Source organism: Ursidibacter sp. B-7004-1 (assembly GCF_053654055.1).
On record NZ_JBSIUP010000014.1, the window covers coordinates 38,123 to 63,072 of the forward strand.

A 24,950-nucleotide genomic window follows, 5' to 3' on the forward strand; every position below is an offset into this window, starting at 1 on the left:
GATTAACCTTCCTTCTCGATCTTATCTAACGCTTGGCGTAACATCGGACCATATTCATTTTTACCTGGGCAAACAAAGGTACAAAGTGCTAAATCTTCTTCATCTAGTTCTAAACACCCTAATGCTTGAGCAGAATCGGTATCACCTACGGCCAAGTCACGAAGTAATAATGTTGGCAGAATATCTAATGGCATTACACGCTCATAAGCACCAATTGGTACCATTGCACGATGTCCGCCATTTACTGCGGTTGTGAAGTTAAATAATTTCTTAGTGAAAGCACCTAACACCGTACGTGTAATAGAGAATTTATGTGAATATGGTGCAATCATTCCAAAGAATTCTTGCTCACGCCCTTCTGCTATCACAGAAACTTGTAATGCATAGCGACCTAAATAATCGTGTACACCAACAGCTTTTGCCCCACTCAATACAGAACCAGAAATCACACGATTTTCACCTGATTTGAGTTCATTTGCAGTTAATTCAGATAATTTAGCCCCTAAACGAGTACGAACTAAACGTGGTTTCTCAACTTGTGGTCCTGCTAATGCAACGACACGATCCGTATAAAGTTCCCCCGTAGTAAATAATTTACCAATTGCAATAACATCTTGGTAATTTAGATACCATACTTGTTTATTCAAGCTTACAGGATCAATAAAGTGAATATGTGTACCACTTAACCCAGCTGGATGTGGCCCTGCAAAAGCGGTTACTTTCACATTTGGCACATCTGCATTTGGTGTTGTGCTATCTGGTGCACGACATAAATGAATTGTTTTCTCGCCATTGAATAAACGGCTTAATACCGTTAAACCATCAACGAAGTCCTGCTTATGTTCTTTAAGAACAACTTCAGGATCTGCTGCTAATGGGTTAGTATCCATCGCATTCACAAAGATAGATGAAGGCACAGCATCTAATGCAGGCACTTTACTAAATGGGCGAGTACGGAATGCTGTCCACAAACCAGATTCCACTAAATTTTGTTTAACTTGCTCGCTTGTCAAAGACGCAAGGACAGTTGTCGCATAGCGACTAAAGGTAATTTGTTCATCACCCTCAATTTTAATCACGACTGACTGAAGAACACGCTTCTCGCCACGATTGATTGCAACAACCGTGCCACTTGCAGGTGCAGTAAAAATCACACCAGGATTCTTTTTATCTTCAAAAAGAACCTGACCTTTTTTCACTACATCACCTTCACGCACCTTCATAGAAGGACGCATACCCACATATTCCTCGCCAAGCACAGCAACTTCACTAACAGCATTGCCGTTATGGATTACTTGCTCAGGTTTTCCCAAAATAGGGAGATCCAAGCCTTGTTTAATTGTAATCATATTGTTTGCACTACTTTTGTTGGGTTAAAAAATATGATTGTAGCAAGCTACAATCGCTTCTATTGAGTCGTAGCCAAATTCAAGAATAAACGTTGATTCCCCCACCTATTCTCAAAAACTACATTAAGTTCTCAAATCGGATTTTTATCTTTTTTGAATAAAGATAAAAATAAACACCTTATTTTACCTGAAAATTGATATCAAATGCCAGTTTAACCACATTTTTTTAACATTTCAGCCCATAAAGTTTGACCTACTTCAAATTTTAAATACAACAAATAACCATTTTGAAAATAAGCGGTACGAAAAGCTCATTTTTTTACCAAGACAAGTAAAATTTGATGCTAGTCAAAAAATTAGGTTCGGAGTAGAATATCTATAAATTTTCTTATAATGGATTAAACAATGAATATTACAATTTCAGATGCGGCACAAAATCACTTCCGCAAATTATTAGATCAACAAGAAGAAGGTACCAATATTCGTATATTTGTCGTGAACCCCGGTACACCAAGTGCAGAGTGTGGAGTTTCCTATTGCCCACCCAATGCAGTAGAAGACAGTGATACAGAAGTAAAATTTGAGCAATTTTCAGCTTTTGTTGATGATGTTAGCTTACCTTTCCTTGATGAAGCCGAAATTGACTATGTCACTGATGCAATGGGAGCACAACTCACAATGAAAGCTCCAAATGCTAAGATGAAAAAAGTCGCAGATGATGCACCTTTCATTGAACGTTTAGATTATGTGATTCAAACTCAAGTTAATCCACAGTTAGCAAGCCACGGAGGACGAGTAACTCTGATCGAAATTACTGAAGATAAGTATGCAATTTTACAATTTGGTGGTGGTTGTAATGGCTGTTCAATGGTTGATGTAACCTTAAAAGAAGGGATCGAAAAACAACTCCTTGCTCTTTTCCCTGATGAACTCGTTGGCGTAAGAGATGTAACTGAACATCAACATGGTGAGCATTCTTATTACTAAGAGATAGCTAATTCTAGTGGTGTAATGGATAAAATTATTGCTGATTTATCCATTACACCAAACATTCAAAAGGAGGAAACCAAAATAGTTGCTAATATATACTATATTTATATTAAAACGTGCTCTTGAACTTGGTAGCCTTGTGGTACAGTTTCTTTGTCTTCAAAAGTTACAAATTCCCAAGCATTTTGATTTGCTAAAACAGCTCTAAGTAATTTGTTATTTAAACCGTGACCCGATTTATATGCTGTAAAATCACCTAAAATATTGTATCCACACATAAATAGATCACCAATAGCATCTAACATTTTGTGTCGAACTAATTCATCTTTAAAGCGTAAGCCTTCTTCATTTAGGATACGGTAATCATCTAACACAATTGCATTATCTAAGCTACCGCCTAGTGCCAAACCAATAGATTGTAGATATTCTACATCCTTCATAAAGGTGAAAGTTCTCGCTCTACTTAATTGTTGAATAAAGTGTTGAGCTGAAAATTCCATTTTATAATTACGTACATTTTTTGTAATCATCGGATGGGTAAAATCAATGGTAAAATCTAATTTTAATCCTTGACTATAAGGTTTAAATTCAGCCCATTTATCGCCTTCTTCAACACGTATAGTTTCTCTAATGCGAATAAATTTTTTCGCTGCTTCTTGTTCTTCAATTCCTGCATCTAATAAGAGATAGATAAATGGACTTGAGCTACCGTCCATAATTGGAATTTCAGGAGCATCAACTTCGATAATCACATTATCTAACCCTAATGCAGACATTGCAGCATTAAGATGTTCAACAGTAGAGATACGCACGCCATCATCGTTGATCATACAAGTACATAATGTGGTATCACGAATAGAATCGGCACTTGCAGGAAAATAAACGACAGGATCAAGATCTGTACGTGCATAAATAATACCTGTATTTGCAGGTGCTGGACGCAACGTGAGAGTCACCTTTTTACCACTGTGCAGACCAATACCTGTCACTTTTGTAGTTTGTTTAAGGGTTCTTTGTTTAATCATATCGTTTTCCTTGTTTCCCATTTATCTCAATCAAGCTATTACTGCCCATTACGCATAAAGCCTGGAATAGCTGTTGGGTTAAAAATTTGAGAATTATCTACTTGCTGTGGCTTTTGTACAGCTTGTTGCTGCCCACCAAATTGAGTCGATTGTCCATAACTAGCACCAAACGGGTACTGTGAAGATTGTGGGGCTGCTTGTACTTGTGGCTGTGGTTGTTGTGTTTGTTGGAAACCAGTCATTCTTGGTGGAACAATTTCTTCTGGTTGTCCAATGCCCGTTGCTACTAATGTAACACGAATTTTCCCTTCCATTTCAGGGTAGAATGCAGAACCGAAAATAATAGCAGCATCAGGATCTGCAAAACTAGTTACGTATTCCATAATGGTATTCACTTCCGCAAGTTCAATATCGTAACCTGATGAAATGTTTACTAAAATACCTTTAGCACCTGATAAATCAACATCTTCAAGTAACGGGCTAGCAACAGCTTCCTTCGCTGCATTTTCTGCACGATTTTCACCATCAGCAATACCTGTTCCCATCATTGCACGTCCCATTTCTGACATTACTTTTTTCACATCAGCAAAGTCCACGTTTACTAAACCTTCGGAAGTGATCATATCTGTGATGCCTAATACCGCATTACGCAACACATCATTAGCAACGCCAAAAGCTTCGTTAAATTTTACATTTTTCGGTAATACTTTTAATAATTTATCATTTTGAATGATAATGAGAGAATCAACGTGTTTAGCAAGCTCTTTGATGCCTTGTTCTGCATAGGCAGAGCGTTTTCTACCTTCGAATGAGAATGGTTTGGTTACGATACCGACAGTTAAAGCACCTTGGCTTTTAGCAATTTCAGCAATAACTGGTGCTGCCCCAGTCCCTGAGCCACCGCCCATACCTGCAGCGATGAAGACCATATCGGCACCAGCTAGCATACTGCTTAATGCATCTCTATCTTCTTCAGCTGCTTGGTGTCCAACATTTGGATCGCCACCTGCACCTAAGCCTTTTGTTAAGTTCGCACCGATCTGAATGGTATTACGAACAACACTACTACGTAGCACTTGAGCATCTGTATTCACTGAGAAAAACTCAACACTACCAACCTCATCAGATTGGCTTGCAACCATATGGTTTAAAGCATTACCGCCACCGCCGCCGACACCGATAACTTTAATCACCGCATCTTGAGTTGTTTCAAAAATAGGCTCAAACATTTTTCTTCTCCCTGCAAAACATCAGTTACTTACTGATGCCTAAAATTTATCTTTTGTAAATTTAACTGTTTTTTTAACCGCTTGTTTTAACATTTCAAAGATCCCAACACCAGGTATAGGCGTACTTCTATCGGAATCTTCATTGTAATGGGTATATTGCAACAATCCTAAAACCGTAGCATATTGTGGTTTATTCACATAGTCTGTTAAACCTGTAATATTGAGAGGATAACCGACCCTTACTTGTAAACCAAAGACAGATTTTGCACATTCTACAATATCTTCGATTTGAGAACCACCACCAGTTAAAACAATTCCTGCAATTAATTCTTGTTTTATCCCTTTTTGATACAAATCAGTTCGTAATTGTGTTAATTCATTAGCAATTATACCTAATAAATCCTGATAACACTGAGATGTAATCTTCGACAACTGTTCTTTACTAAAAGTTCTTGGTGCTCTTCCACCTAAACCTGCAACTTCAATTTTCTTTTCAGGAAAATGTGTTGGGGGAGAAATGGCACTTCCATATTGCACTTTAATATTTTCTGCATCATTACGAGACGTTGTCAGCATATTGGCGATATACTCTGTGATATTATACCCACCAAAAGGAATAACTTTACTAAAACGCAAAGCACCATCGGTATAAACAAGCACGTCCATCGTGCCACTACCAATATCAATTAAACAAACTCCAAGCTCTTTTTCATCTTCGGTTAATACCGAATAACTTGATGCTAGTCCTGAAAAAACAATCTGCTCAATTTTCAGTTTACTACGTTCTACTGCATTTTTAAGATTGCGTAACCAATCATTATGGCAAGCTATTAAATGTGCATTTGCTTGTAAACGCATTCCCGATAAACCAAGGGGATTTTTAGTTGCAGGTAATCTATCGACTTTATACTCTTGTGGAATAATATGTAAGGTTTCCAAGCCATCAGGTAATTTAATTGAACGTGCAATATGGATAGCATTATCTAAATCTTCGGCTTTCACTTCCCCCGAAAGAGGCACAGTACCACTTTCATTAAACGCTGTAATATGCGCACCTGATAATGCTAGTGTTACCCCCATAATTTTACATTCTGAAATAGATTCAGCTTCTTCAATAGCACGTTGAATTGAACTTACCGCAGCATCTAAATCAACAACACTACCACCTTGTACACCTTTAGAAGGGCTAACACCTGAACCAATAACGTTAATAACGCCATCAGGCAATACTTCGCCTACTACGGCAACCACTTTATGTGTGCCAATTTCAAGACCAACCACTATTTTAGATTCTGCTACTTTTGTCATATTTATTACACTTGCTCAAATGATAAAATTATTGCGAAATAAAACCTACTGCCGCACCGTACTCATAACGTAAATCAACATAAGATAAACGTTTTCCATCAGGAATCTCTATTTCGGGGAAAATGGTAACAAAGCGATCAATTTTAGGTAACCAATCACCTCGCCCTAACCTTAATTCGACATGATTATTGAGTGTTATTGTCCAAGAACCTCGAATATCCATTGCCACAGATTTTAGAACTAAATTGCGAGATTCTAAATCTTTTTGGATTTTATACCAAGCCTCTAAGACTTTTTTTGCTTCTGAATCAGGCCCATAAAGATCAGGCAAGCCATCTGCATTAAAACGCTCTTTGGGCAAATCAAATACCACACCTTGTGCAGAAACAAAACGCGTTTGGTTCCAAATTGCTGTTGGGCGATGCTCTACTAAGGTTAAACTAATGCGATCTGGATAGACTTTTCTCACAGCAACATCTCTAATCCAAGGGATTTCAAGAAATTTATCTTTAATTTCTTGAATATCTTGTTCAAAATAGCCCTTAAGCACTGGTTCTTTTGATAAAAGTTCTCGAATATCTGCATTAGTGGTAAATTGTGTTTTATGGGTTAATGCGTATGCTCGAATCGGTGTTTTATCTAATAAAGCTAACCAGCTAGACCAGTTACTATACATTACATAAGCAAAAATAAGACACAAAAACATCAATATTGGCTTAATAAAAAGCAGCCAATTAGTTGGTGTCTTCGGTTTACTAGCCTTAGTTCGAATTACCGATGTCGGTTTTTTCCGCAACGCCATTGCCATTAAATACTTAGCTCCAGTACTCGCTCTACTAAGCGTTCAAAACTATATCCTACTGTTGCTGCTGATTTCGGGAAAATACTGTGGCTTGTCATTCCTGGGCAAGTATTCACTTCAACCAATCTGAATTGACCATTTGCATCTTCCATTACATCAATACGACTCCAACCACGACAACCCACTACGTCATAAGCCTGTTTAACCAATTTTGCAACTTCTGCTTGGCGTGTTTCTGACAAAACAGGACAAAGATATTGTGTATTATCAGATACATATTTGGCGTGATAATCGTAAAATTCACCGTCTGGAATAATTTGTACTGCTGGTAATACTTCACCGTCCAATACAGGTACTGAGTACTCTGCACCAGCTAAATTCTCTTCTACTAATACAATAGCATCATATTTGAGAGCTTCTTCAATCGCAGGAATAAGCTGTTCTGCTGTTTTTACTTTACTTACACCAACACTTGAGCCTTCACTAGCAGGTTTAACAAATACAGGTAAACCTAATTTAGTAATAATTTCATCAGAACTTACCGCTTCACCTCGGCGAACAACAACCATTTCTGCAGTTGGTAAACCGACTGCATTCCATAACAATTTAGTACGGAATTTATCTAAGGTAATTGCTGATGCCATTACGCCACACCCTGTATAAGGGATACCAAGTTGCTCTAAAGCCCCCTGTAATACACCATTTTCACCTATTCCACCGTGTAAAATATTAAAGACGCGTTGAATACCTTTTTCTTTTAATTTTTCAATTGGGTACTCTTTTGTGTCAATACCTTCAACATCATAGCCTAAACTTTGTAATGCCCCTAAAACTGCTGCTCCAGAATTCAGTGATACTTCACGCTCGGCAGAGACACCACCAAATAACACTGCTATTTTTTCATTTTTTAAACTCATTGCTATCACCATTATCTACTTGCAAAATATTTTCTTGATCTCACCGCTTCCAAATTACGCTTTCAGCAAAGAGAGAATATTATTGACGCCAACTTTCCGCTAAATCACGCGAAAGTTTGCTCACATTACCTGCTCCTTGAGCCAAAATTAGATCGCCATCTTGAATGATCTGATCAAGTACCTCACCTAACTGAACAGTATCTGAAACTAAGATTGGATCAACTTTTCCTAGGTTACGAATAGAACGGCATAATGCTTTACTATCTGCCCCTACAATTGGAGCTTCACCTGCGGCATATACATCAAGCATTACAAGTGCATCAACTTGTGATAATACTTGGACAAAGTCATCAAAAAGATCGCGAGTACGAGAATAGCGGTGCGGTTGAAATACCATTACAACACGTTTATTATCCCAACCCTGTCGAGCTGCTTTAATGGTTACATCAACTTCAGTCGGGTGGTGTCCATAGTCGTCCACTAACATTACTTTACCATTAGGGCGAATAAATGAGCCAAGTTGGTCAAAACGGCGACCAGCCCCTTGGAAATCAGCAAGTGCTGCTAAGATAGCTTCATTACCAATACCTTCTTCTTTAGCAACTGCCAAAGCCGCAGTTGCATTAAGAGCATTATGTTTACCTGGTACGTTCAATAAGACTTCAATTCTCTCACCTGTTGGACAAACCACCGTATAATGCCCTTGAAATCCTGTTTGCTGATAATCTTCAATACGATAATCAGCAAACTCACTAAAACCATAACTTAAAACTTGTCGCCCTACTTTCGGTGCAATTTCCATCACTACAGGATCATCAGCACACATTACAGCTAAACCATAGAAGGGTAAATTACGCAAGAAACGGATATAGGTATCCTTCATCTTCTCAAAATCACCGCCATAAGTATCCATATGATCAGGTTCAATATTAGTTACCACAGACACCATTGGTTGTAGATGTAAGAATGATGCATCACTTTCATCAGCTTCCGCAATTAAATAACGGCTTGCACCTAAATGTGCATTTTTACCTGCTGACTTAACTAAACCACCATTAACAAAAGTTGGGTCGAGTTTTGCTTCAGTATAGATCATTGAAATCATTGCGGTTGTGGTTGTTTTCCCGTGGGTACCTGCAATAGCAATCCCGTGACGGAAACGCATTATTTCAGCAAGCATTTGTGCACGTTGAATAACAGGAATTCTAGCTTCTTTAGCGGCTATAACTTCAGGATTATCATCAGTAATTGCACTCGAAATAACCACAACACTTGCATCTGTAACATTTTCCCCTTGATGGCCAAAAAAGATTTTTGCACCAGCTTTAGCTAAACGTTGAGTAACAGCTCCATCGGCAATATCTGAACCACTGATTTGATAACCTTCATTAAGTAATACTTCAGCGATACCACTCATTCCAGCCCCACCAATCCCAACAAAATGGATTTGAGTTACTCGACGCATTTCAGGGACGAGCTTTTTCACTTTATCTTGGAAATTTTTCATTCAGAATTCCTTATTCGGGTATTTTGTAAAAAATAAGTCAAATCTAGCCGCTTAGATCTTTTTATCTAACCTATTATGACTTATCATAAAATTTATAAACAATGTTCTTTAATCACATCAGCCACCCGTTTAGCCGCTAATGGTGTCGCTTTTTCTTTCGCTTTTATCGCCATTTCTGTTAATTTCTGGCGGTCAGAAATCAGTGGTGCTAAGACTTGAGCTAAACTTTCAGGATTAAAATCTTTCTGTTCAATAATAATAGCAGCTCCTGATTGAGCCAAATATTCAGCATTAAAAAATTGCTGACGATCTTTATGCTGGAATGGTACAAAAATCGCTGGCAACCCTGCAGCTGCAATTTCACATACGGTCAAAGCACCAGAACGGCAAATGACTAAATCTGCCCACTCGTAAGCTGCTTTCATATCATCAATAAATTCACTGGCAATCCCATTACCCGTAGTTTGATAAACTTCAGCAACGCCAGCTAATTTACCTTTACCAACTTGATGACTAATAAAAACTTGTTCACCAAAGAGCTTAGCCATTTCAGGCACAGTTTGGTTAATAACCATCGCTCCTTGACTTCCGCCCATTACTAAAATATTGATTGGATAGCCTTTTTGTGCAAAACGCTGTTCTGGTGGAGCTATTTGGAATAAATCTTGACGAACAGGATTTCCAACCACTTCAGCATTAGCAAAAGCACTTGGAAAGGCTTGTAATGTTTTTCTAGCAAATTTGGATAGCCATAGATTAGTTAAACCCGCTACTGCATTTTGCTCGTGTAAAATGATTGGTACACCGCATAACTTTGCCGCAATACCACCTGGACCAGATACATAACCTCCCATACCTAATACAGCATCAGGTTGATAAGATCTAATAATTTTTCTTGCTTGAAGTACGGCTCTCAAAATCGCAAAAGGTGCAGCTAATAAGGCTTTAATCCCCTTACCTTTAATACCTGAAATTTGAATAAACTCAATCGGAATACCATACTTAGGCACAAGTTCCGCTTCCATTCGGTCTTTCGTCCCTAACCAACGAATTTCCCAGCCTTGTTGCTGTAATTCTTTTGCTACTGCAATTGCAGGGAAAACATGTCCACCTGTTCCGCCTGCCATTACTAATAATTTTTTTGTCATATCTGTCCTTTATCAATCATCATTTAAGTGAGCGTGTCCAACTTTCACTAAACGATTTTCGTGATCAACTCTTACTAATACCGCCACTGCAATTGCCATAATAACTAAACTTGAACCACCATAGCTAATTAAAGGGAAAGTTAATCCTTTAGTTGGTAGTAATCCTGATGCAACACCAAGATTTACAAAGCCCTGAAGAAAAATCCACACTGCAATACCAAAAGTGAAAAAACCTTTAAAACGTTCTTCTAATACCAAAGCCTCTTTACTGATTTTTAAGGCTCGGATAGTTAATGCACAAAGTAACAACACTATTACAATGATACCTAATAGACCAAATTCTTCCCCAATAACAGCCATTACAAAATCAGTATGTGCTTCAGGTAAATATTCTAACTTTTGAATTGAATTACCTAAACCACTTCCCCAAAATTCACCTTGCCCAAACGCCATTTGTGAATTAGAAAGCTGGAAACCATCACCATAAGCATCTGCAAAAGGATCCATAAATGATGTTACTCGTTTTATACGATACTCAGATGTAAAAACTAACGCTCCAAATAAAAGAGCTCCAACTACGGCTAATACAATAAATTGGAAGAGCCTAGCTCCCATAATAAATAACATTGCAAAAGTTAATACGAATAATACCGCTGTACTCCCTAAATCTGGCTGTGCAAGTAGTAGCCCACCAAACATACCTAAAATGATAAATGGGCGAATAAACCCCCAGCGTTGAGTACGAATTTCATCAAAACGGCGAACATAAAAACTGGCGAAATAACAAATAACAGAGAGTTTTGCTAATTCAGCTGGTTGAAAGTTAATCGGACCGATTGGAATCCAGCGGGTTGCACCATTTACATTTTTACCCAGTATCAAAACGAGAAACAATAGCAATAATGAGATCATAAAAAACCACACACTCCACTTTTCCCATTTTTCACTTGGAATACGGATAAATTGGCTAAATGCTAAAAGCGAGATCGCCACATAAAAAGCATCTCGAATCGCAAAATGGAAAGGATCATCATACAATCGGGTACTCACTGGAATAGAGGCAGAAGTTACCATTACAAAACCAATAGTAAGTAAGCTAATAAATAACCAAATCAATGTCCGATCATAAAGAGCATTTGCTGGGGTTAATCTTACCCATTTATCCCACTCTTGCTTTATTTTTTCTCGCATTAACGTGAGACTCCTTGTGCTAATGCTGCAAATTGCTTACCACGCACTTCAAAATTTGGGAATTGATCTAAACTTGCACAAGCAGGGGAAAGTAAAACCATATCACCAGCTTTTAATAGTGGGCGAATGCTATCTACTGCTTGTTGCATTGTTTCTACCAATACGCTACTGGTCGTAAGCTCTGCTAGTTGTTTACCATCACGCCCAAAACAATAGCAACGAATATGTTCTTGGTTGAGAAGTGGTTTTAATTCTGAAAAATCAGCACCTTTACCGTCCCCACCTAATAGTAGATAGAGCGTACCATCGACTTTTAAGCCATTTAATGCAGCAACAGTACTGCCTACATTAGTCGCTTTCGAATCATTAATCCAACGTACACCATCAGTGGTTGGAACAGGTTGGAAACGATGATCTAGTCCTGAATAAGTTTTTAAGGCTTGAATAATACCACTTCTCGCCACCCCCGCTTTTTCAGCTAATGCAATGGCAGCAAGAGCATTCATTTCATTGTGGCGACCTTTTAATAACATCTCTTGGCTTTGAAGAATTAACTCATTACCACTATACAATCCGCCATTTTCTAAACGATATTCTCCGTTATTTTCTGCAAATTTAAGCAAACAACTTACCGCTTGTTCAGGCAAAGTTTGCGGGTCTTCACCATTTACAATGACATATTCTGAATTCTGATAAATTTTGAGTTTTGCTTGGCGATAATCTTCAATGCTCGCGTAACGATCCATATGATCTTCACTGATATTTAATACAGTTGCTGATTTCGCTTTAAGTGAATAGGTTGTTTCAAGCTGAAAACTCGATAATTCAAGCACATAGAGTTCATAATCACCTGTTAATAAACTCAATGCAGGCACACCAATGTTGCCTCCCATTCCTACTTTTATTCCTGCTTGCTTTGCCATTTCTGCGGTTAATGAGGTTACGGTACTTTTACCATTTGAGCCTGTAATCGCAATAATCGGTGCTTTAGCCTCGCGACAAAATAGCTCAATATCTCCCACCACTTCTACGCCTTGATGAATGGCTTGTTGAATTTCAGGTGTTGCAAGGGCAAGCCCAGGGCTAATTACAATCAAATCAGAGCTTAATAACCAATCTAGCTTTAAACTTCCAGTGTGCAAGGCAATATGACTTGGCAACTTGTCTGCTCCTGCAGGATTAGCTCGTGTATCAATAACACGCACAGTTGCATTTTTATCCGCAAAAAAATCCACACAAGAAAGCCCTGTTGTGCCAAGCCCAATGATGGTTATTGTTTTACCCTGATACTGATTTTGCATTTTATTCTTCTCTTAACTTGTAAAATTTAGTCGCAATCCAACCGCTTTATTTCAATTAACGTAGTTTTAATGTAACCAAGCCAATTAATACCAACATCAATGTAATAATCCAGAAACGAACGATAACTCTTGGCTCTGGCCAACCTTTTAATTCAAAGTGATGATGAATTGGAGCCATTCTAAAAATACGTTTTTGACGTAATTTATATGAACCTACTTGTAAAATCACCGACAGGGCTTCTACTACAAACACCCCCCCCATTATAACGAGTAATAATTCTTGGCGAACAAGTACGGCGATTGTGCCTAATGCACCACCGAGAGAAAGCGATCCCACATCGCCCATAAAGACTTGAGCAGGATAAGTGTTAAACCATAAGAACCCTAAACCAGCCCCCACTATTGCAGTACATAAAATAACTAGCTCACCACTATATTTGATATACGGGATATGTAAGTATTCAGCAAAATTGTAGTTACCTGTTGCCCAAGCAATTAAAGCGAAAGCACCCGCTACCATAATAATTGGTACAATGGCTAAACCATCTAAGCCATCCGTTAAATTTACTGCATTACTTGTACCGACAATCACAAAGTAGGTTAGCACAATATAGAATAGCCCTAGCTGTGGCATCACATCTTTAAAAAATGGGACAACTAATTGTGTGGCTGCGGTATCTTTACCTACTGCATACATTCCAAAAGCAGAAATCAAGGCAACAACTGAAAGCCAAAAATATTTCCAACGGGCAATTAACCCATCAGTATTTTTGCGTGCAATCTTCCAATAATCATCAACAAAGCCAATAACACCGTAGCCTAACAGTACAAATAGCACAAACCACACATACGGATTAGAAAGATTTGCCCAAAGTAGTGTACTAACGCCGATAGCAAATAAAATCATAATTCCGCCCATTGTTGGTGTTCCACGTTTTTTATAATGACTCTCAGGCCCATCGTGGCGAACTTCTTGACCAAATTTTAAGATTTGTAAACGGCGAATTACCGTAGGTCCAATCCATAGACCAATAATTAATGCAGTTAAAAGTGCCATAATAGAACGGAAAGTAATATATGACACCACATTAAATACAGTGTGATACTGCACTAAATATTCAGCTAACCAAACTAACATTTGTTAATCCTTAAAAAGAAACATTAAAAGAGTGACACAAAGAGCGAATAAGCTCTTCCATTTTTTGACTACGAGAGCCTTTCGCTAATAACACAAGCGGTTGTTTTTCTTCTATTTTTTGTAAAATAATCGGCAGTAAGAAGTCTGCCATTTGTTTTTTATCCGTAAAGTGATGTGCTGCATTATGGCTAATTACTGCACTCTCTTTGCCAAATGAAACCACTAAATCCAGCTGAGCTTTAGTCACAAAATCAGCAACTTCTTGATGACAGGCTGCCGTTTCATCGCCTAATTCTGCCATATCGCCCACTGCAAAAATACGAAATGCAGGGTAATTTTTCAGAACAGATACCGCTGATTTCATTGAATCTACATTGGCATTATAGCTATCATCAATCAACAATAAATTTGAGTTAATTTCAATCGGGAATAAACGTCCTTTAACATTAGAACGCTGCTCTAACCCCGTTTTAATCGCATTAAGATCCGCTCCAACTGCCATTGCTAAAGCACTTGCTGCTAAAGCATTACTGATATTATGTTCACCTAAATAAGGCAAATTGATCTGAGCTTCCCCTTGTGGTGAATGTAACGTAAAGCGAGAGCCATTCAAATGTAGCTCAACATTCTCTGCCCAAAAATCGGCATAGCTATCTTTATCTTCACCTGTGTAACAAAAAGATTGTAATTCGTGTTCGCCAATCTCTCTTTGCCATTGCGGATAATAATGAGCCAAGTTTACAATCGCTTTACCACCCTGTTTTAAGCCGCGATAAATTTCCCCTTTAGCTTGTGCCACCCCACCTAAAGAGCCAAAGCCTTCTAAATGAGCTGCGGCTACATTATTGACTAGACAAGCATCAGGTTGGGTAATCTCTGTGGTATAAGCAATTTCGCCAATATGATTTGCACCTAACTCAACCACTGCAAATTTATGTTGTGGTGTTAGACGGAGTAACGTCATCGGCACGCCTAAATCGTTGTTTAAGTTACCAAAAGTGTAAAGCACTTCATCATCACAAGCGGTAACTTTCTGCAAAATTTTTGCAGTCATTTCTTTAACGGTTGTTTTACCTGAAGAACCTGTCATCGCCACTGTTTTCGGGTTAATTTCTGCTTTTAACCATTTTGCCAACTGCCCTAATGCTAAACGGGTATCTTCTACAATAATTTGTGGCACTGAGAGATCTAATTCACGCTCTACCACAACCGCAACACAGCCCTGTTCTACCGCCTGTTGAGCATAATCGTGAGCATCAAATTTCTCGCCTTTTAATGCAAAAAATAAGCCGTTTTCGACCGCTTGTCGTGTGTCGGTGCTGATGGTTTCAATCACAATCTCGCAACTACCGAGTAGTTTGGCGTTTAAGGTTTGGGCGAGTTGCTGGGTGGTTTGTTTTATCATTTTGTTTTACTTATAAATCATTTGGGCGTACTCTTTTTAGGTATGTTTCAAATCTCCCCTAACCCCTCTTTGCTAAAGAGGGGGATCGGTTCGAAAAAACTATTCGTTCATTTAACGAATTAACCTAGTATCAAAGCCCTTTTTCTTAAAATTTCAGCTAAGCTAGTTCCCCTCTTTAGCAAAGAGGGGTTAGGGGAGATTTGACAAAACGTCTATTACCCCAAAAACTTCTTCGCCCATTCTTGATCCGAGAAATGATATTTTCTCGTGCCGATAATTTGATAATCTTCGTGTCCTTTACCTGCAATCAATACCACATCTTTTGGCTCTGCTTGAGCAATCGCTGTTTCAATCGCATATTGTCGAATGTGCATTTGTTGGACTTTATTCGGCTTTTTGAAACCTTGCATAATATCAGCAAAAATGACATCAGGGTCTTCTGTGCGAGGATTATCGTCCGTTACAATCACTTTATCGGCATTTTGTTCTGCAATGCGTGCCATTAGCGGACGTTTTCCTGTATCACGATCGCCGCCGCAACCAAAGACACACCATAATTCACCCTCACAGTGTAAACGTGCTGCATCTAGGGCTTTTTCTAAAGCATCGGGTGTATGAGCATAATCCACAATAACCATTGGGTTTTCTGCTTGATTTTCTTCACTTACCAAACATTCCATACGTCCACATACCCCATTTAATAGCGGTGCGGTTTCGACTAATTTTTGCAAATCATAGCCTAGAGCTAATAGTCCTGCGAATGCAGTAAGTAAATTACTGACATTAAACGCCCCGATCAATCGGCTATTTAGTGAGCCATTGCCCCAGCTTGATGCAAATTCAATGGTAGCACCTTGTAAGGTATAATCGACTTTTGTCGCTTTAACCCAACGGTTTTGACTTAATAATTTTTGTGAGTCAATACTCACCGTAACAGCATTTGGTAACTGGCTTAGCCATTGTTGCCCAATTTCATCGTCGGCATTAATGACTTGCTGTTTTGTGTTAAGTTCATCGAATAAGCGAAATTTTGCTTGGGCATATTCTTCCATTGTGTTGTGATAGTCGAGATGATCTCGGCTTAAATTGGTAAAAATTGCCAAATCAAAATCTAACGCTTCTGCTCGATATTGTGCTAAACCGTGGCTAGACACTTCCATTGCACAAAAATCCGCACCCTGTTCAACAAAACTAGCTAAATTACGTTGAATTTCAATCGCTGAACCTGTGGTATTTATCGCTTCTTGTACTGCTCCATATAAGCCGTTGCCGATCGTTCCCATTACGGCTGATTTTCCACCAAGCAAATTACGCCACTGAGCAAATAGTTGAGCAGTGGTAGTTTTTCCATTTGTGCCTGTAATACCAACTAATTCTATTTTATGCGAAGGTTGTTGATAGAAACTACCTGCAATCGCAGAGAGATGTTGAGCCAGTTTAGGCATTGCAATAACCTTACAAGCGGTACGATCAAGATTATATTTTGCAAATTTACTATCCAACTCTGCTTCATCAATCTCATCATCAGCTTCACTTAAGATAATTGCAGCACCTTGTTCTATGGCTTTACCAATAAATTGGCGACCATCAACATTATGCCCTTTTAATGCAATAAATAAATCGCCTTGTTGTACTTGGCGACTATCTAGTGTCATCTGATTTAAAGGTTTTATTTCCGTCCAAATAGGCAATTCAGGCAAAAATGTAAGCAAACGGTTCATAATCTTTCTCTCTAATTAGTTTGATGTGGTTTAATTTCTCTTACCGCTTGGCGAGTTTCTTCTGTAAGGTTATCAGGCTTAATATTTCTGGATTTTAAGGTATAACCCATAATGCTAGAGAATAACGGTGCAGAAATAGCACCACCATAGTAAGCACCTGCTTTTGGATCGTTAATTAGCACAACCAAAGCGAAACGTGGGTCACTAGCAGGAGCTAGACCTGCTGTATAAGCAATATATTTTTCTACGTATTTCCCTTTTTCTAATTTGCGTGCTGTACCTGTTTTAACTGCGACTCGGAAACCATCAACAGCAGCCCGTTGTCCACCTTCACCTTTTTGAGCAACACTCTCCATCATATGCACAACATCACGCGTAATTTTCTCCGGTAGCACTCGCTCACCAATTACTGGTGGATCAACTTTGGTGATAGATAAAGGGCGGTAAATACCAAAACTACCTAAAGTAGCGTAGGCTCTGGCTAATTGTAATGGCGTTACATTCAAACCATAGCCATAAGCCATTGTGGCTCTTTCAATATCCGCCCAACGCTTACGATCACCGTTTGTACCACGTTCTTCACCTAAACCAAGCCCTGTATCTTTACCAAATCCCACTTTGCTATAAGTATCAACCAAAGCAGTTGGTGGCATTCTTAACGCTAAACGACTTACCCCAATATTACTTGATTTCTGTAAGATTCCTGTTAGTGAGAGACTCTCTCTCGGTGCAACATCGGTAATCGTATGCCCGTTTACAGTAAACGGGCGAGTATTTAGTATTTCACCAGGATAAGTTGCTTTATTATGCAATGCTGTAAGCACCACTAAAGGTTTTACCGTTGAACCCGGCTCAAAAGTATCGGTAATTGCACGATTGCGTGCCAGTTCAGGTTTAAAATCAGTACGGTTATTCGGGTTATAAGATGGCGCAGTTGCCATTGCCAAAATTTCCCCTGTCTGAATGTCTACCAATACTGCAGTACCAGATTCTGCATTATTTTCAATAACAGATTTTTTAATTTCACGATAGACCATTGATTGTAATTCCTCATCAATACTTAGTATGACATCTTGAGGAGTATATTCTTTCTCATCGCGAATATGTTCAATTACGTTGCCACGAGCATCTTTACGGAAAACTCGTTTACCGTTTTTTCCTACCAATAGTGAGTCAAAACTCCGTTCTAAACCCTCTTGGCCTTCTTTATCATCGACATCAGTAAAGCCAATTAATTGAGCAATCTCTTCACCTACAGGGTAGAAGCGACGAAATTCAGTTTTAATCACTAACCCTTCAATTTTAAGAGCCTTAGCATAATCAGCAGAAACTTCAGAATGGTGGCGGGAGATATAGATAAAACGCTCTTCAGAAGCATTGTTTAGGCGAGTAATAACATCCTTATAATTCGTTGAAAGAGCTTTCGCTAATGCTTCAAGTTTTTCTTTTTCTAAACTTTCTACTTCCTTGTCTGCTAATATAAAAGCGGAACTCGGGTTATTCCTAACTTTTTCGATTAATAGGTTATAATCTACACCTGTAGCACGTGCTAACAATGCCCAATAATCTTCACTTTTACTATTTAAAATTGAACGAGGATCATATTTCTTTTGTGTTTTATCGAGCTTCTGTTTAATAAAACTATTAACACTCGCTTCCATTTTACTAGCGGATACCCCTATTTCCATTGATAGTTTCCGCCATCTTTGTTTATCTCTGCGTAATAATGAATCAAAATATTCTTTAGGATCCATTGAGATTGAATACATAGGCACACTCATTGAAAGTACATCTCCATTTCGGTCAAGAATTTGCCCTCTTGTGAAAGGAATCGTACTTTCACGTAATGAACGCTTATTGGCTTCTTTGATTAAGCGTTCAGAATCCGTTAGTTGTAAGTAGGCACTTTGTCCAAATAAAGCCACAGCCATAGCACCAATAAATATATACACAGCCCAAAATCTTATAGGCATAAAACTAGGTTGGCTTTTAGAACAATTATTCTTTTTTTTATCTTCAATCATACGTTCTTTTTTAGGTTTAAACTTCACTGATTTCATCGTATTATCTCACTAAAATAATTTCTTGTTCTTTCTTAATCTCTTGTAATCCCAACTTATAAACGTCTTCATCTTTTTTATTACTTGATGTTTCTTCTAGTCGCAAGTGATAAAACTGGTTTTGTAATTTGTAATTTGCTTGGATTAATTTACTTTGCTCCGCAGTTAAAATACGGGTCTTATGGGTTACCCATACTGTCGAAACTGCACTAACAATAACAAGCAACAACAAAAGTAGAGCGATTTTATTATGGCTAGTTAAATCATCTAAAATAACTTGACGTAAAGGATAGCGTTCATTTGGCATTATCTTTTCTCCGCAATTCGTAAAACAGCACTTCGAGAGCGTGGATTTGCTTCAATCTCAGCATCTGTTGGCATAATAGCTTTACCAATCGTTTTAAGGGCGATATTTTTATTCAATTCGCTTTCTAAAATAGGTAGACCTTTTGGCACAGCATCTCCTTTACTATGTTTACGCATAAACTGCTTTACCATACGATCTTCAAGTGAATGGAAACTAATAATAGACAAACGACCTTGCGGAGCGAGTACGCTGATTGCAGAATTAAGTGCTTTTTCTAACTCATCTAACTCACTATTGATAAAAATACGGATTGCTTGGAAAGTCCGAGTCGCAGGGTGCTTATGTTTATCTTTAAAGGGAACGGCACTAGCAACAATATTCGCTAATTCAAGTGTACGAGAAATCTTTTCAGGTGCAGATTTATTGTAAGAAACTACCGCTTGTGCAATCTTTTTTGCGAAACGTTCTTCACCAAATTCTTTTAGTACCCACGCTAAATCTTCTACCGATACGCTTGCTAGCCATTCCATTGCTGATAAGCCTTTTGTGGTATCCATTCGCATATCCAAAGGCCCATCTCGCATAAAACTAAAACCACGTTCAGCCTCATCTAATTGCGGTGAAGAAACCCCTAGATCCAATAAAATACCATTGATTTTGCCAACTAATTCGAGTTGCTGACAAATTTCAGGAATAGCCGAAAATGCACTATGAATAATTTGAAAACGAGGATCTTTAATAGTTTCGGCTTCCGCGATAGCACGGGGATCACGATCAATTGCAATCAACCTCCCTGTTTCACTTAATTGACTTAAAATCAAACGAGAATGCCCACCACGACCAAAAGTACCATCAATATAAATGCCGTTAGGATCAATTGCTAATCCTTCAACAGCTTCATTCAATAGTACGGTAATATGTTTCGGGTTATCGCTCATTTTGATTTCCTGCTATTTTTAGCTATCCAATTATTTATAAAGAGAAGTTTTTTAGTGCTTCGCAAGTTAGCATATCAACTGAACCTCCGATTGCCAGATCTTCAGCAATTTGCTCTTGCCATTGTTTATCTTGCCAAATTTCAAATTTATTTAATTGTCCAACAAGCATTACCTGTTGTTCAAGTTGTGCGTGCTGACGTAAAGTTTGACTAAGCAAAATACGCCCAGCAGAATCCATTTCACATTCAGTTGCAAATCCTTGCATTACTCGCTGAATACGGCGTTGTACAGGATCAAAATTTGATAAAGCGAGTAATTTTTGCTCGACAATTTCCCATTCGTGTAATGGATAAAGTAGTAAACAAGGCTGACGAATATCTACTGTACAAATTAAATGCCCTTGGTGTTTGTCCAATAACTCAGCTCGATAACGTGTTGGAATAGCCAACCGCCCTTTATTATCTAAGCTAATTGAAGACGCTCCTCGAAACATACTCGCACCTAACAGGTTGATTCTTATAGATTTTATGGTTCAATCACAATTTTCACCACAAAACTCCACTTTTTACCACTTTAACCGAAAGATTTTATAATTTTAACCGTTGATGAGCAAGCTGTTTTATAGGCTAAATATAAGAAATGAATAAAGGCACATTTGTGCCTTTATTAAGAGATAAACTCAAAAATGATTAAATAATCACAATTTATTCCCCAAAATGCTCAGGTAAATTTTTCAGCATTTCAGCCCAAATCGCTGTGCTTGTTTGGCGATTACGAGCCATACATTCTACAGCTCTTTCATACTCACCCGTTTGACAAGCTTGTTTAAGAGCTTGATAAAAATTAAAGGTTAATTGGCGAGATTGTGTTTCTGAAAAAAAGAGTGTCGCAACTTGATAGTAAAGATCTTTAAAACTATTTAGAATTAACCCATAAACAGGCTTATTCGCTACAAAAGTAAAGCTACGATATAAGTTATAATCAAACTCGGCATAGGCTTTGGGATTATCTAAAAGTTCATCTAATCCTTCAAACAACGTTAATGATTTTTTTGCATCTAAACGAATTGCTTCGGGAATATAGTATTCTGCCATTCGAGTTCGTAGAGACACTACATTAGCAATAATCATTGGAATAGTAGAGCGATCAAGCTTAATCAAAGTTTCAATAATATTTGGACCCGCTGTTTCCCACACATTATTAACTCGAGTAGGTTTACCGTGCTGAATACTGAGCCACCCATCTCTGGCTAAACGTTGTAATACTTCTCGTAATGTTGTTCGAGTTACACCAATAATATCAGCTAATTCTCGTTCTGCTGGTAAATCTGATCCCGCAGGGAAGCGATTATTCCAAATGCTTTTAACAATATACTCTTCTGCAAGAGCGGCAGGGCTTTGAGCCTTTAAAATTTCAGATTTATCCATTTAAATAAATTCCAATTGAGAAATGAAGAAAAACTCCACTACTAACATTAAAAATTGTGATTTAGTTATCAAAAATCAAAATTCCTAATACTAAATCACTGTCTTGTCTATTATCGTTCAATCTAAAGTATATTACAATTTAGCCATTTTGATTACCTTTAAGAAGAAAATCTTATGAAGAATTTAGACGCTTTTTTCAAAAACTTTTTAGGGAACTCACCAGAATGGTACAAAATTGCTATTTTAGCATTTTTAATTATTAACCCATTGATTTATTTCTTTATCAGTGAATTTGTCGCAGGTTGGGTACTTGTTGCAGAATTTATTTTTACACTTGCAATGGCATTAAAATGCTATCCACTCCAACCTGGTGGCTTGCTTGCGATTGAGGCTGTTGCAATTGGAATGACCAGCCCACATCATATCAAACACGAAATTGTGGCAAATTTTGACGTGATTTTGTTACTGATGTTTATGGTGGCAGGTATCTACTTTATGAAACAGCTTCTCTTATATGTATTTACCAAATTGATCATTGCAATCCATTCTAAGAAAATACTGTCTCTCTCATTTTGTTTAAGTGCTGCTTTTCTATCTGCATTTTTAGATGCCTTAACAGTTATTGCAGTCATTATTAGTGTAGGGGTAGGCTTTTATGGGGTTTATCATAAAGTAGCTTCAGGCAATAGCTTTGAAGATTCAACAGATATTACCAATGACGACAAGATCACAAACAATAAAGCAATTTTAGAACAATTTCGTGGTTTTTTGCGTAGTTTATTGATGCACGCAGGCGTAGGAAGTGCCTTAGGCGGTGTAATGACAATGGTAGGGGAACCGCAAAATTTAATCATTGCGGCACAGGCAGAGTGGGGATTTGGCGAATTTTTTCTACGAGTTGCACCAATTAGCATTACGGTATTACTCTGTGGTATAGCAACTTGTTATCTTGTTGAAAAATACAAATTATTTGGATATGGCGACCGCTTACCACGCAAAGTTTGGGTTGTTCTAGCACACTATAATATCCAAAAAGAGCAGAAAATGACGAAACAAGACCGATTAAAATTAGCAGTTCAAGCACTTGCAGGTGTATGGCTAATTATTGGGTTAGCATTACATCTTGCAGATGTTGGACTTATCGGCTTAACTATTATCATCATCTGTACTGCATTTTGTGGTATCAATGACGAACACGCACTTGGAAAATCATTCCAAGAGTCTCTCCCATTTACCGCTTTATTAGTTGTCTTCTTTTCTGTTGTTGCTGTAATTGTCGATCTAAAATTATTTGACCCAATTATTCAGTTAGTTCTTTCTGCGGAGAAAGATTCACAACTTGCTCTGTTTTACGTCTTTAACGGGTTACTTTCAAGTATCTCAGATAACGTGTTTGTAGGGACTGTTTACATCAATGAAGCAAAATCAGCACTCCTATCTGGTGCAATCGATCGTTCTCAATTTGATTTAATTGCCGTAGCGATCAACACAGGTACAAATTTACCTTCTGTGGCGACACCAAATGGACAAGCAGCCTTTTTATTCTTATTAACGTCATCATTTGCTCCGTTAATTCGTTTATCTTATGGTAGAATGGTTTATATGGCACTACCTTATACTATTGTGCTATCTGTGGTTGGTTTTCTCTCAATGGAATTTTTACTCCAGCCATTTACACAACTACTGCTAGACTGGGGTTGGATTCTAACCCGCTAAATAGGAACCACTATGTTCAGTTATTTAAAAGAGCTTTCACTCACTAGAGGGGCTTGGTTGCTCCTAACAACAAGCTGTGTTGCATTAGAGGCAACTGCACTATATTTTCAACACGGAATGGGGTTAAACCCTTGTGTAATGTGTATTTATGAGCGTTTGGCTTTGTTCGCTATTCTAGTGGCAGGAATTATAGGTTTTTTAGCACCTAAATTTATACTTACACGTTGGATTGCTCTTTTACTTGGTTTATACGGTGCTGTCAAAGGACTAACACTCGCAATTAAACATACCGATTATCAACTCAATCCTGCACCTTGGAATCAATGTTCACCTTTTGTTGAATTTCCCGACACCTTGCCATTAAACGTTTGGTTCCCATCTATCTTTGAGGCTTCGGGTAATTGCGGAAAAATTGTATGGCAATTTTGGGGACTAAGTATGCCACAATGGTTGATTGCTATTTTTGCAGTTTACACGGTGCTGTTTGCTTGCCTTGTATTAAGTCAATTTAAACGCTCTCGCTTAAAAGAACGTAATTTATTTTCTTAAAATAACTTGTCAATAGCAGTTTCTATAGCTATGTTGAACACAAAAAAGAAGGGCATAATGGGCAAAATAATTATTTTCTCTAATTATTACCAACTATTTTATCCATTACACCTATTTAATAATACAAGTAAGAATTTTGGCAGAATATAGTGCCGTTAATTTATCCTACTAGCTATAAACATCGATTTCTAATACTATGGGTAATCTAGTAGAATAATTTCTGGCACTGCTATATTTCCATTCAAATGGTTCACATACAAAACCACTTACCACAGGATTTTGATGAATATAATGTAATTTTTCATCAAAGAATCTTTTAGAATAGATCTCAATCGGCTGATTATGATGTTGCCAAAATTGATATTTCTGAACGTTAGAACTTTTCTTGCCTGCCCGCTCAAACATCCATAATAGCCATTCTCTACGGCTTTCTTGAGGATTTTCTGCGATTAATTTTAATATGGTCTTTGCCGTAGCCTTTTTGAAACGTTGTAATAACTCTGTAGGATTTTTCTCTTTAGCTTGGAATAATAGATGAATATGGCTAGGCATAATACAATACCCATAAAGAATCATCCCCTTTTCTTTACGGCATAACGCCAAAGATTGAATGATGGCTTGAAAATAGATTTCTCGCACAAAAACATCTATCCAATAAACAGTTGCAAAACTGACAAAATAAATACTATCAAGATTATTCATTTTATATTTTCTACTCATCTTATTCCCCTATTCTAAAAATAAAAAAACTTTAGCAAAAAATATCAAATTAAATAGTTATCTCACGCTATTTCTCGATACAGATCACAAAAATAAAACTTTAGAAAAGCAAAAGAAAAGATAGCGCTCGTCTTTGACGAGTGCTTTTAATGAATTAGATGTGGAAAAGGCACTCGTGTGGACACGAGCGCCATCAAGGAAC

Annotated in this window: 22 protein-coding genes; 3 read left to right on the forward strand and 19 right to left on the reverse strand. The window is 37.8% G+C overall.

Going from position 1 to position 24,950, the window contains the following annotated elements; all coding sequences use genetic code 11:
- Positions 1-2 precede the first annotated feature (2 nt).
- On the reverse strand, positions 3-1,349 hold the full coding sequence (locus tag ACWIW0_RS06340) for a Na(+)-translocating NADH-quinone reductase subunit A (protein WP_454452655.1): 1,347 nt from the start codon (positions 1,347-1,349) through the stop codon (positions 3-5).
- 405 nt (positions 1,350-1,754) lie between these two features.
- On the opposite strand from ACWIW0_RS06340, the gene nfuA reads away from it, so the two are divergent.
- Positions 1,755-2,336 carry a Fe-S biogenesis protein NfuA gene (gene nfuA / locus ACWIW0_RS06345; RefSeq protein ID WP_157394170.1) on the forward strand — a complete coding sequence of 194 codons (582 nt, stop codon included), beginning with the start codon at positions 1,755-1,757 and terminating at the stop codon, positions 2,334-2,336.
- 107 nt (positions 2,337-2,443) lie between these two features.
- Here nfuA and lpxC read toward each other — a convergent pair whose 3' ends face one another.
- From lpxC to fadR, 17 genes are all read right to left on the reverse strand, one after another.
- Entirely contained in the window at positions 2,444-3,364 is a 921-nt protein-coding gene (lpxC, locus tag ACWIW0_RS06350) for a UDP-3-O-acyl-N-acetylglucosamine deacetylase (protein WP_454452656.1), read from the reverse strand.
- A gap of 38 nt (positions 3,365-3,402) precedes the next feature.
- Positions 3,403-4,593: a cell division protein FtsZ gene (ftsZ, locus tag ACWIW0_RS06355; RefSeq protein ID WP_454452657.1), complete on the reverse strand. Its 1,191-nt coding sequence runs from the start codon at positions 4,591-4,593 to the stop codon at positions 3,403-3,405.
- 39 nt (positions 4,594-4,632) lie between these two features.
- Positions 4,633-5,901: a cell division protein FtsA gene (gene ftsA / locus ACWIW0_RS06360; RefSeq protein ID WP_454452658.1), complete on the reverse strand. Its 1,269-nt coding sequence runs from the start codon at positions 5,899-5,901 to the stop codon at positions 4,633-4,635.
- Between the two features lie 28 nt (positions 5,902-5,929).
- A complete protein-coding gene (locus ACWIW0_RS06365) occupies positions 5,930-6,709 on the reverse strand; it encodes a cell division protein FtsQ/DivIB (protein ID WP_454452659.1) in 780 nt (259 codons plus the stop codon).
- Positions 6,709-7,620: a D-alanine--D-alanine ligase gene (locus ACWIW0_RS06370; protein ID WP_454445941.1), complete on the reverse strand. Its 912-nt coding sequence runs from the start codon at positions 7,618-7,620 to the stop codon at positions 6,709-6,711. Before ACWIW0_RS06370 ends, ACWIW0_RS06365 begins: the two co-directional genes overlap by 1 nt.
- A 79-nt stretch (positions 7,621-7,699) precedes the next feature.
- The gene (murC, locus tag ACWIW0_RS06375; protein WP_454452660.1) at positions 7,700-9,127 is read right to left on the reverse strand and encodes a UDP-N-acetylmuramate--L-alanine ligase; all 1,428 of its coding nucleotides are present in this window, start codon (positions 9,125-9,127) and stop codon (positions 7,700-7,702) included.
- Between the two features lie 92 nt (positions 9,128-9,219).
- Entirely contained in the window at positions 9,220-10,275 is a 1,056-nt protein-coding gene (gene murG, locus ACWIW0_RS06380; protein ID WP_454452661.1) for an undecaprenyldiphospho-muramoylpentapeptide beta-N-acetylglucosaminyltransferase, read from the reverse strand.
- Positions 10,276-10,287: 12 nt separating this feature from the next.
- Complete coding sequence (gene ftsW, locus ACWIW0_RS06385; RefSeq protein WP_454445938.1) at positions 10,288-11,466, reverse strand: putative lipid II flippase FtsW; 1,179 nt, start codon at positions 11,464-11,466, stop codon at positions 10,288-10,290.
- Positions 11,466-12,767 carry a UDP-N-acetylmuramoyl-L-alanine--D-glutamate ligase gene (gene murD / locus ACWIW0_RS06390; protein WP_454452662.1) on the reverse strand — a complete coding sequence of 434 codons (1,302 nt, stop codon included), beginning with the start codon at positions 12,765-12,767 and terminating at the stop codon, positions 11,466-11,468. The genes ftsW and murD overlap by 1 nt, the downstream gene beginning before the upstream one ends.
- Positions 12,768-12,822: 55 nt before the next feature.
- Positions 12,823-13,905: a phospho-N-acetylmuramoyl-pentapeptide-transferase gene (mraY, locus tag ACWIW0_RS06395; RefSeq protein WP_454452663.1), complete on the reverse strand. Its 1,083-nt coding sequence runs from the start codon at positions 13,903-13,905 to the stop codon at positions 12,823-12,825.
- A 10-nt stretch (positions 13,906-13,915) separates the two neighbouring features.
- On the reverse strand, positions 13,916-15,310 hold the full coding sequence (murF, locus tag ACWIW0_RS06400) for a UDP-N-acetylmuramoyl-tripeptide--D-alanyl-D-alanine ligase (protein WP_454452664.1): 1,395 nt from the start codon (positions 15,308-15,310) through the stop codon (positions 13,916-13,918).
- Positions 15,311-15,525: 215 nt separating this feature from the next.
- Positions 15,526-17,031 carry a UDP-N-acetylmuramoyl-L-alanyl-D-glutamate--2,6-diaminopimelate ligase gene (murE, locus tag ACWIW0_RS06405; protein ID WP_454452665.1) on the reverse strand — a complete coding sequence of 502 codons (1,506 nt, stop codon included), beginning with the start codon at positions 17,029-17,031 and terminating at the stop codon, positions 15,526-15,528.
- Between the two features lie 11 nt (positions 17,032-17,042).
- Positions 17,043-19,091 (reverse strand): penicillin-binding transpeptidase domain-containing protein, encoded by a 2,049-nt coding sequence (locus ACWIW0_RS06410; protein WP_454452666.1) that lies wholly within the window; start codon positions 19,089-19,091, stop codon positions 17,043-17,045.
- 4 nt (positions 19,092-19,095) lie between these two features.
- Positions 19,096-19,401: a cell division protein FtsL gene (locus ACWIW0_RS06415; RefSeq protein WP_454452672.1), complete on the reverse strand. Its 306-nt coding sequence runs from the start codon at positions 19,399-19,401 to the stop codon at positions 19,096-19,098.
- Positions 19,398-20,336 (reverse strand): 16S rRNA (cytosine(1402)-N(4))-methyltransferase RsmH, encoded by a 939-nt coding sequence (gene rsmH / locus ACWIW0_RS06420; protein WP_454452667.1) that lies wholly within the window; start codon positions 20,334-20,336, stop codon positions 19,398-19,400. Before rsmH ends, ACWIW0_RS06415 begins: the two co-directional genes overlap by 4 nt.
- 34 nt (positions 20,337-20,370) lie before the next feature.
- Positions 20,371-20,829, reverse strand: coding sequence for a division/cell wall cluster transcriptional repressor MraZ (mraZ, locus tag ACWIW0_RS06425; RefSeq protein ID WP_454445932.1), 459 nt, complete (start codon positions 20,827-20,829; stop codon positions 20,371-20,373).
- Positions 20,830-21,040: 211 nt separating this feature from the next.
- On the reverse strand, positions 21,041-21,763 hold the full coding sequence (fadR, locus tag ACWIW0_RS06430) for a fatty acid metabolism transcriptional regulator FadR (RefSeq protein ID WP_454452668.1): 723 nt from the start codon (positions 21,761-21,763) through the stop codon (positions 21,041-21,043).
- 174 nt (positions 21,764-21,937) lie between these two features.
- On the opposite strand from fadR, the gene nhaB reads away from it, so the two are divergent.
- Positions 21,938-23,479 (forward strand): sodium/proton antiporter NhaB, encoded by a 1,542-nt coding sequence (gene nhaB / locus ACWIW0_RS06435; RefSeq protein ID WP_454452669.1) that lies wholly within the window; start codon positions 21,938-21,940, stop codon positions 23,477-23,479.
- A 12-nt stretch (positions 23,480-23,491) separates the two neighbouring features.
- Positions 23,492-24,028 carry a disulfide bond formation protein DsbB gene (gene dsbB, locus ACWIW0_RS06440; protein ID WP_454452670.1) on the forward strand — a complete coding sequence of 179 codons (537 nt, stop codon included), beginning with the start codon at positions 23,492-23,494 and terminating at the stop codon, positions 24,026-24,028.
- Between the two features lie 168 nt (positions 24,029-24,196).
- Here dsbB and ACWIW0_RS06445 read toward each other — a convergent pair whose 3' ends face one another.
- Positions 24,197-24,748, reverse strand: coding sequence for a transposase (locus ACWIW0_RS06445; RefSeq protein WP_454452671.1), 552 nt, complete (start codon positions 24,746-24,748; stop codon positions 24,197-24,199).
- Between the last annotated feature and the right edge of the window lie 202 nt (positions 24,749-24,950).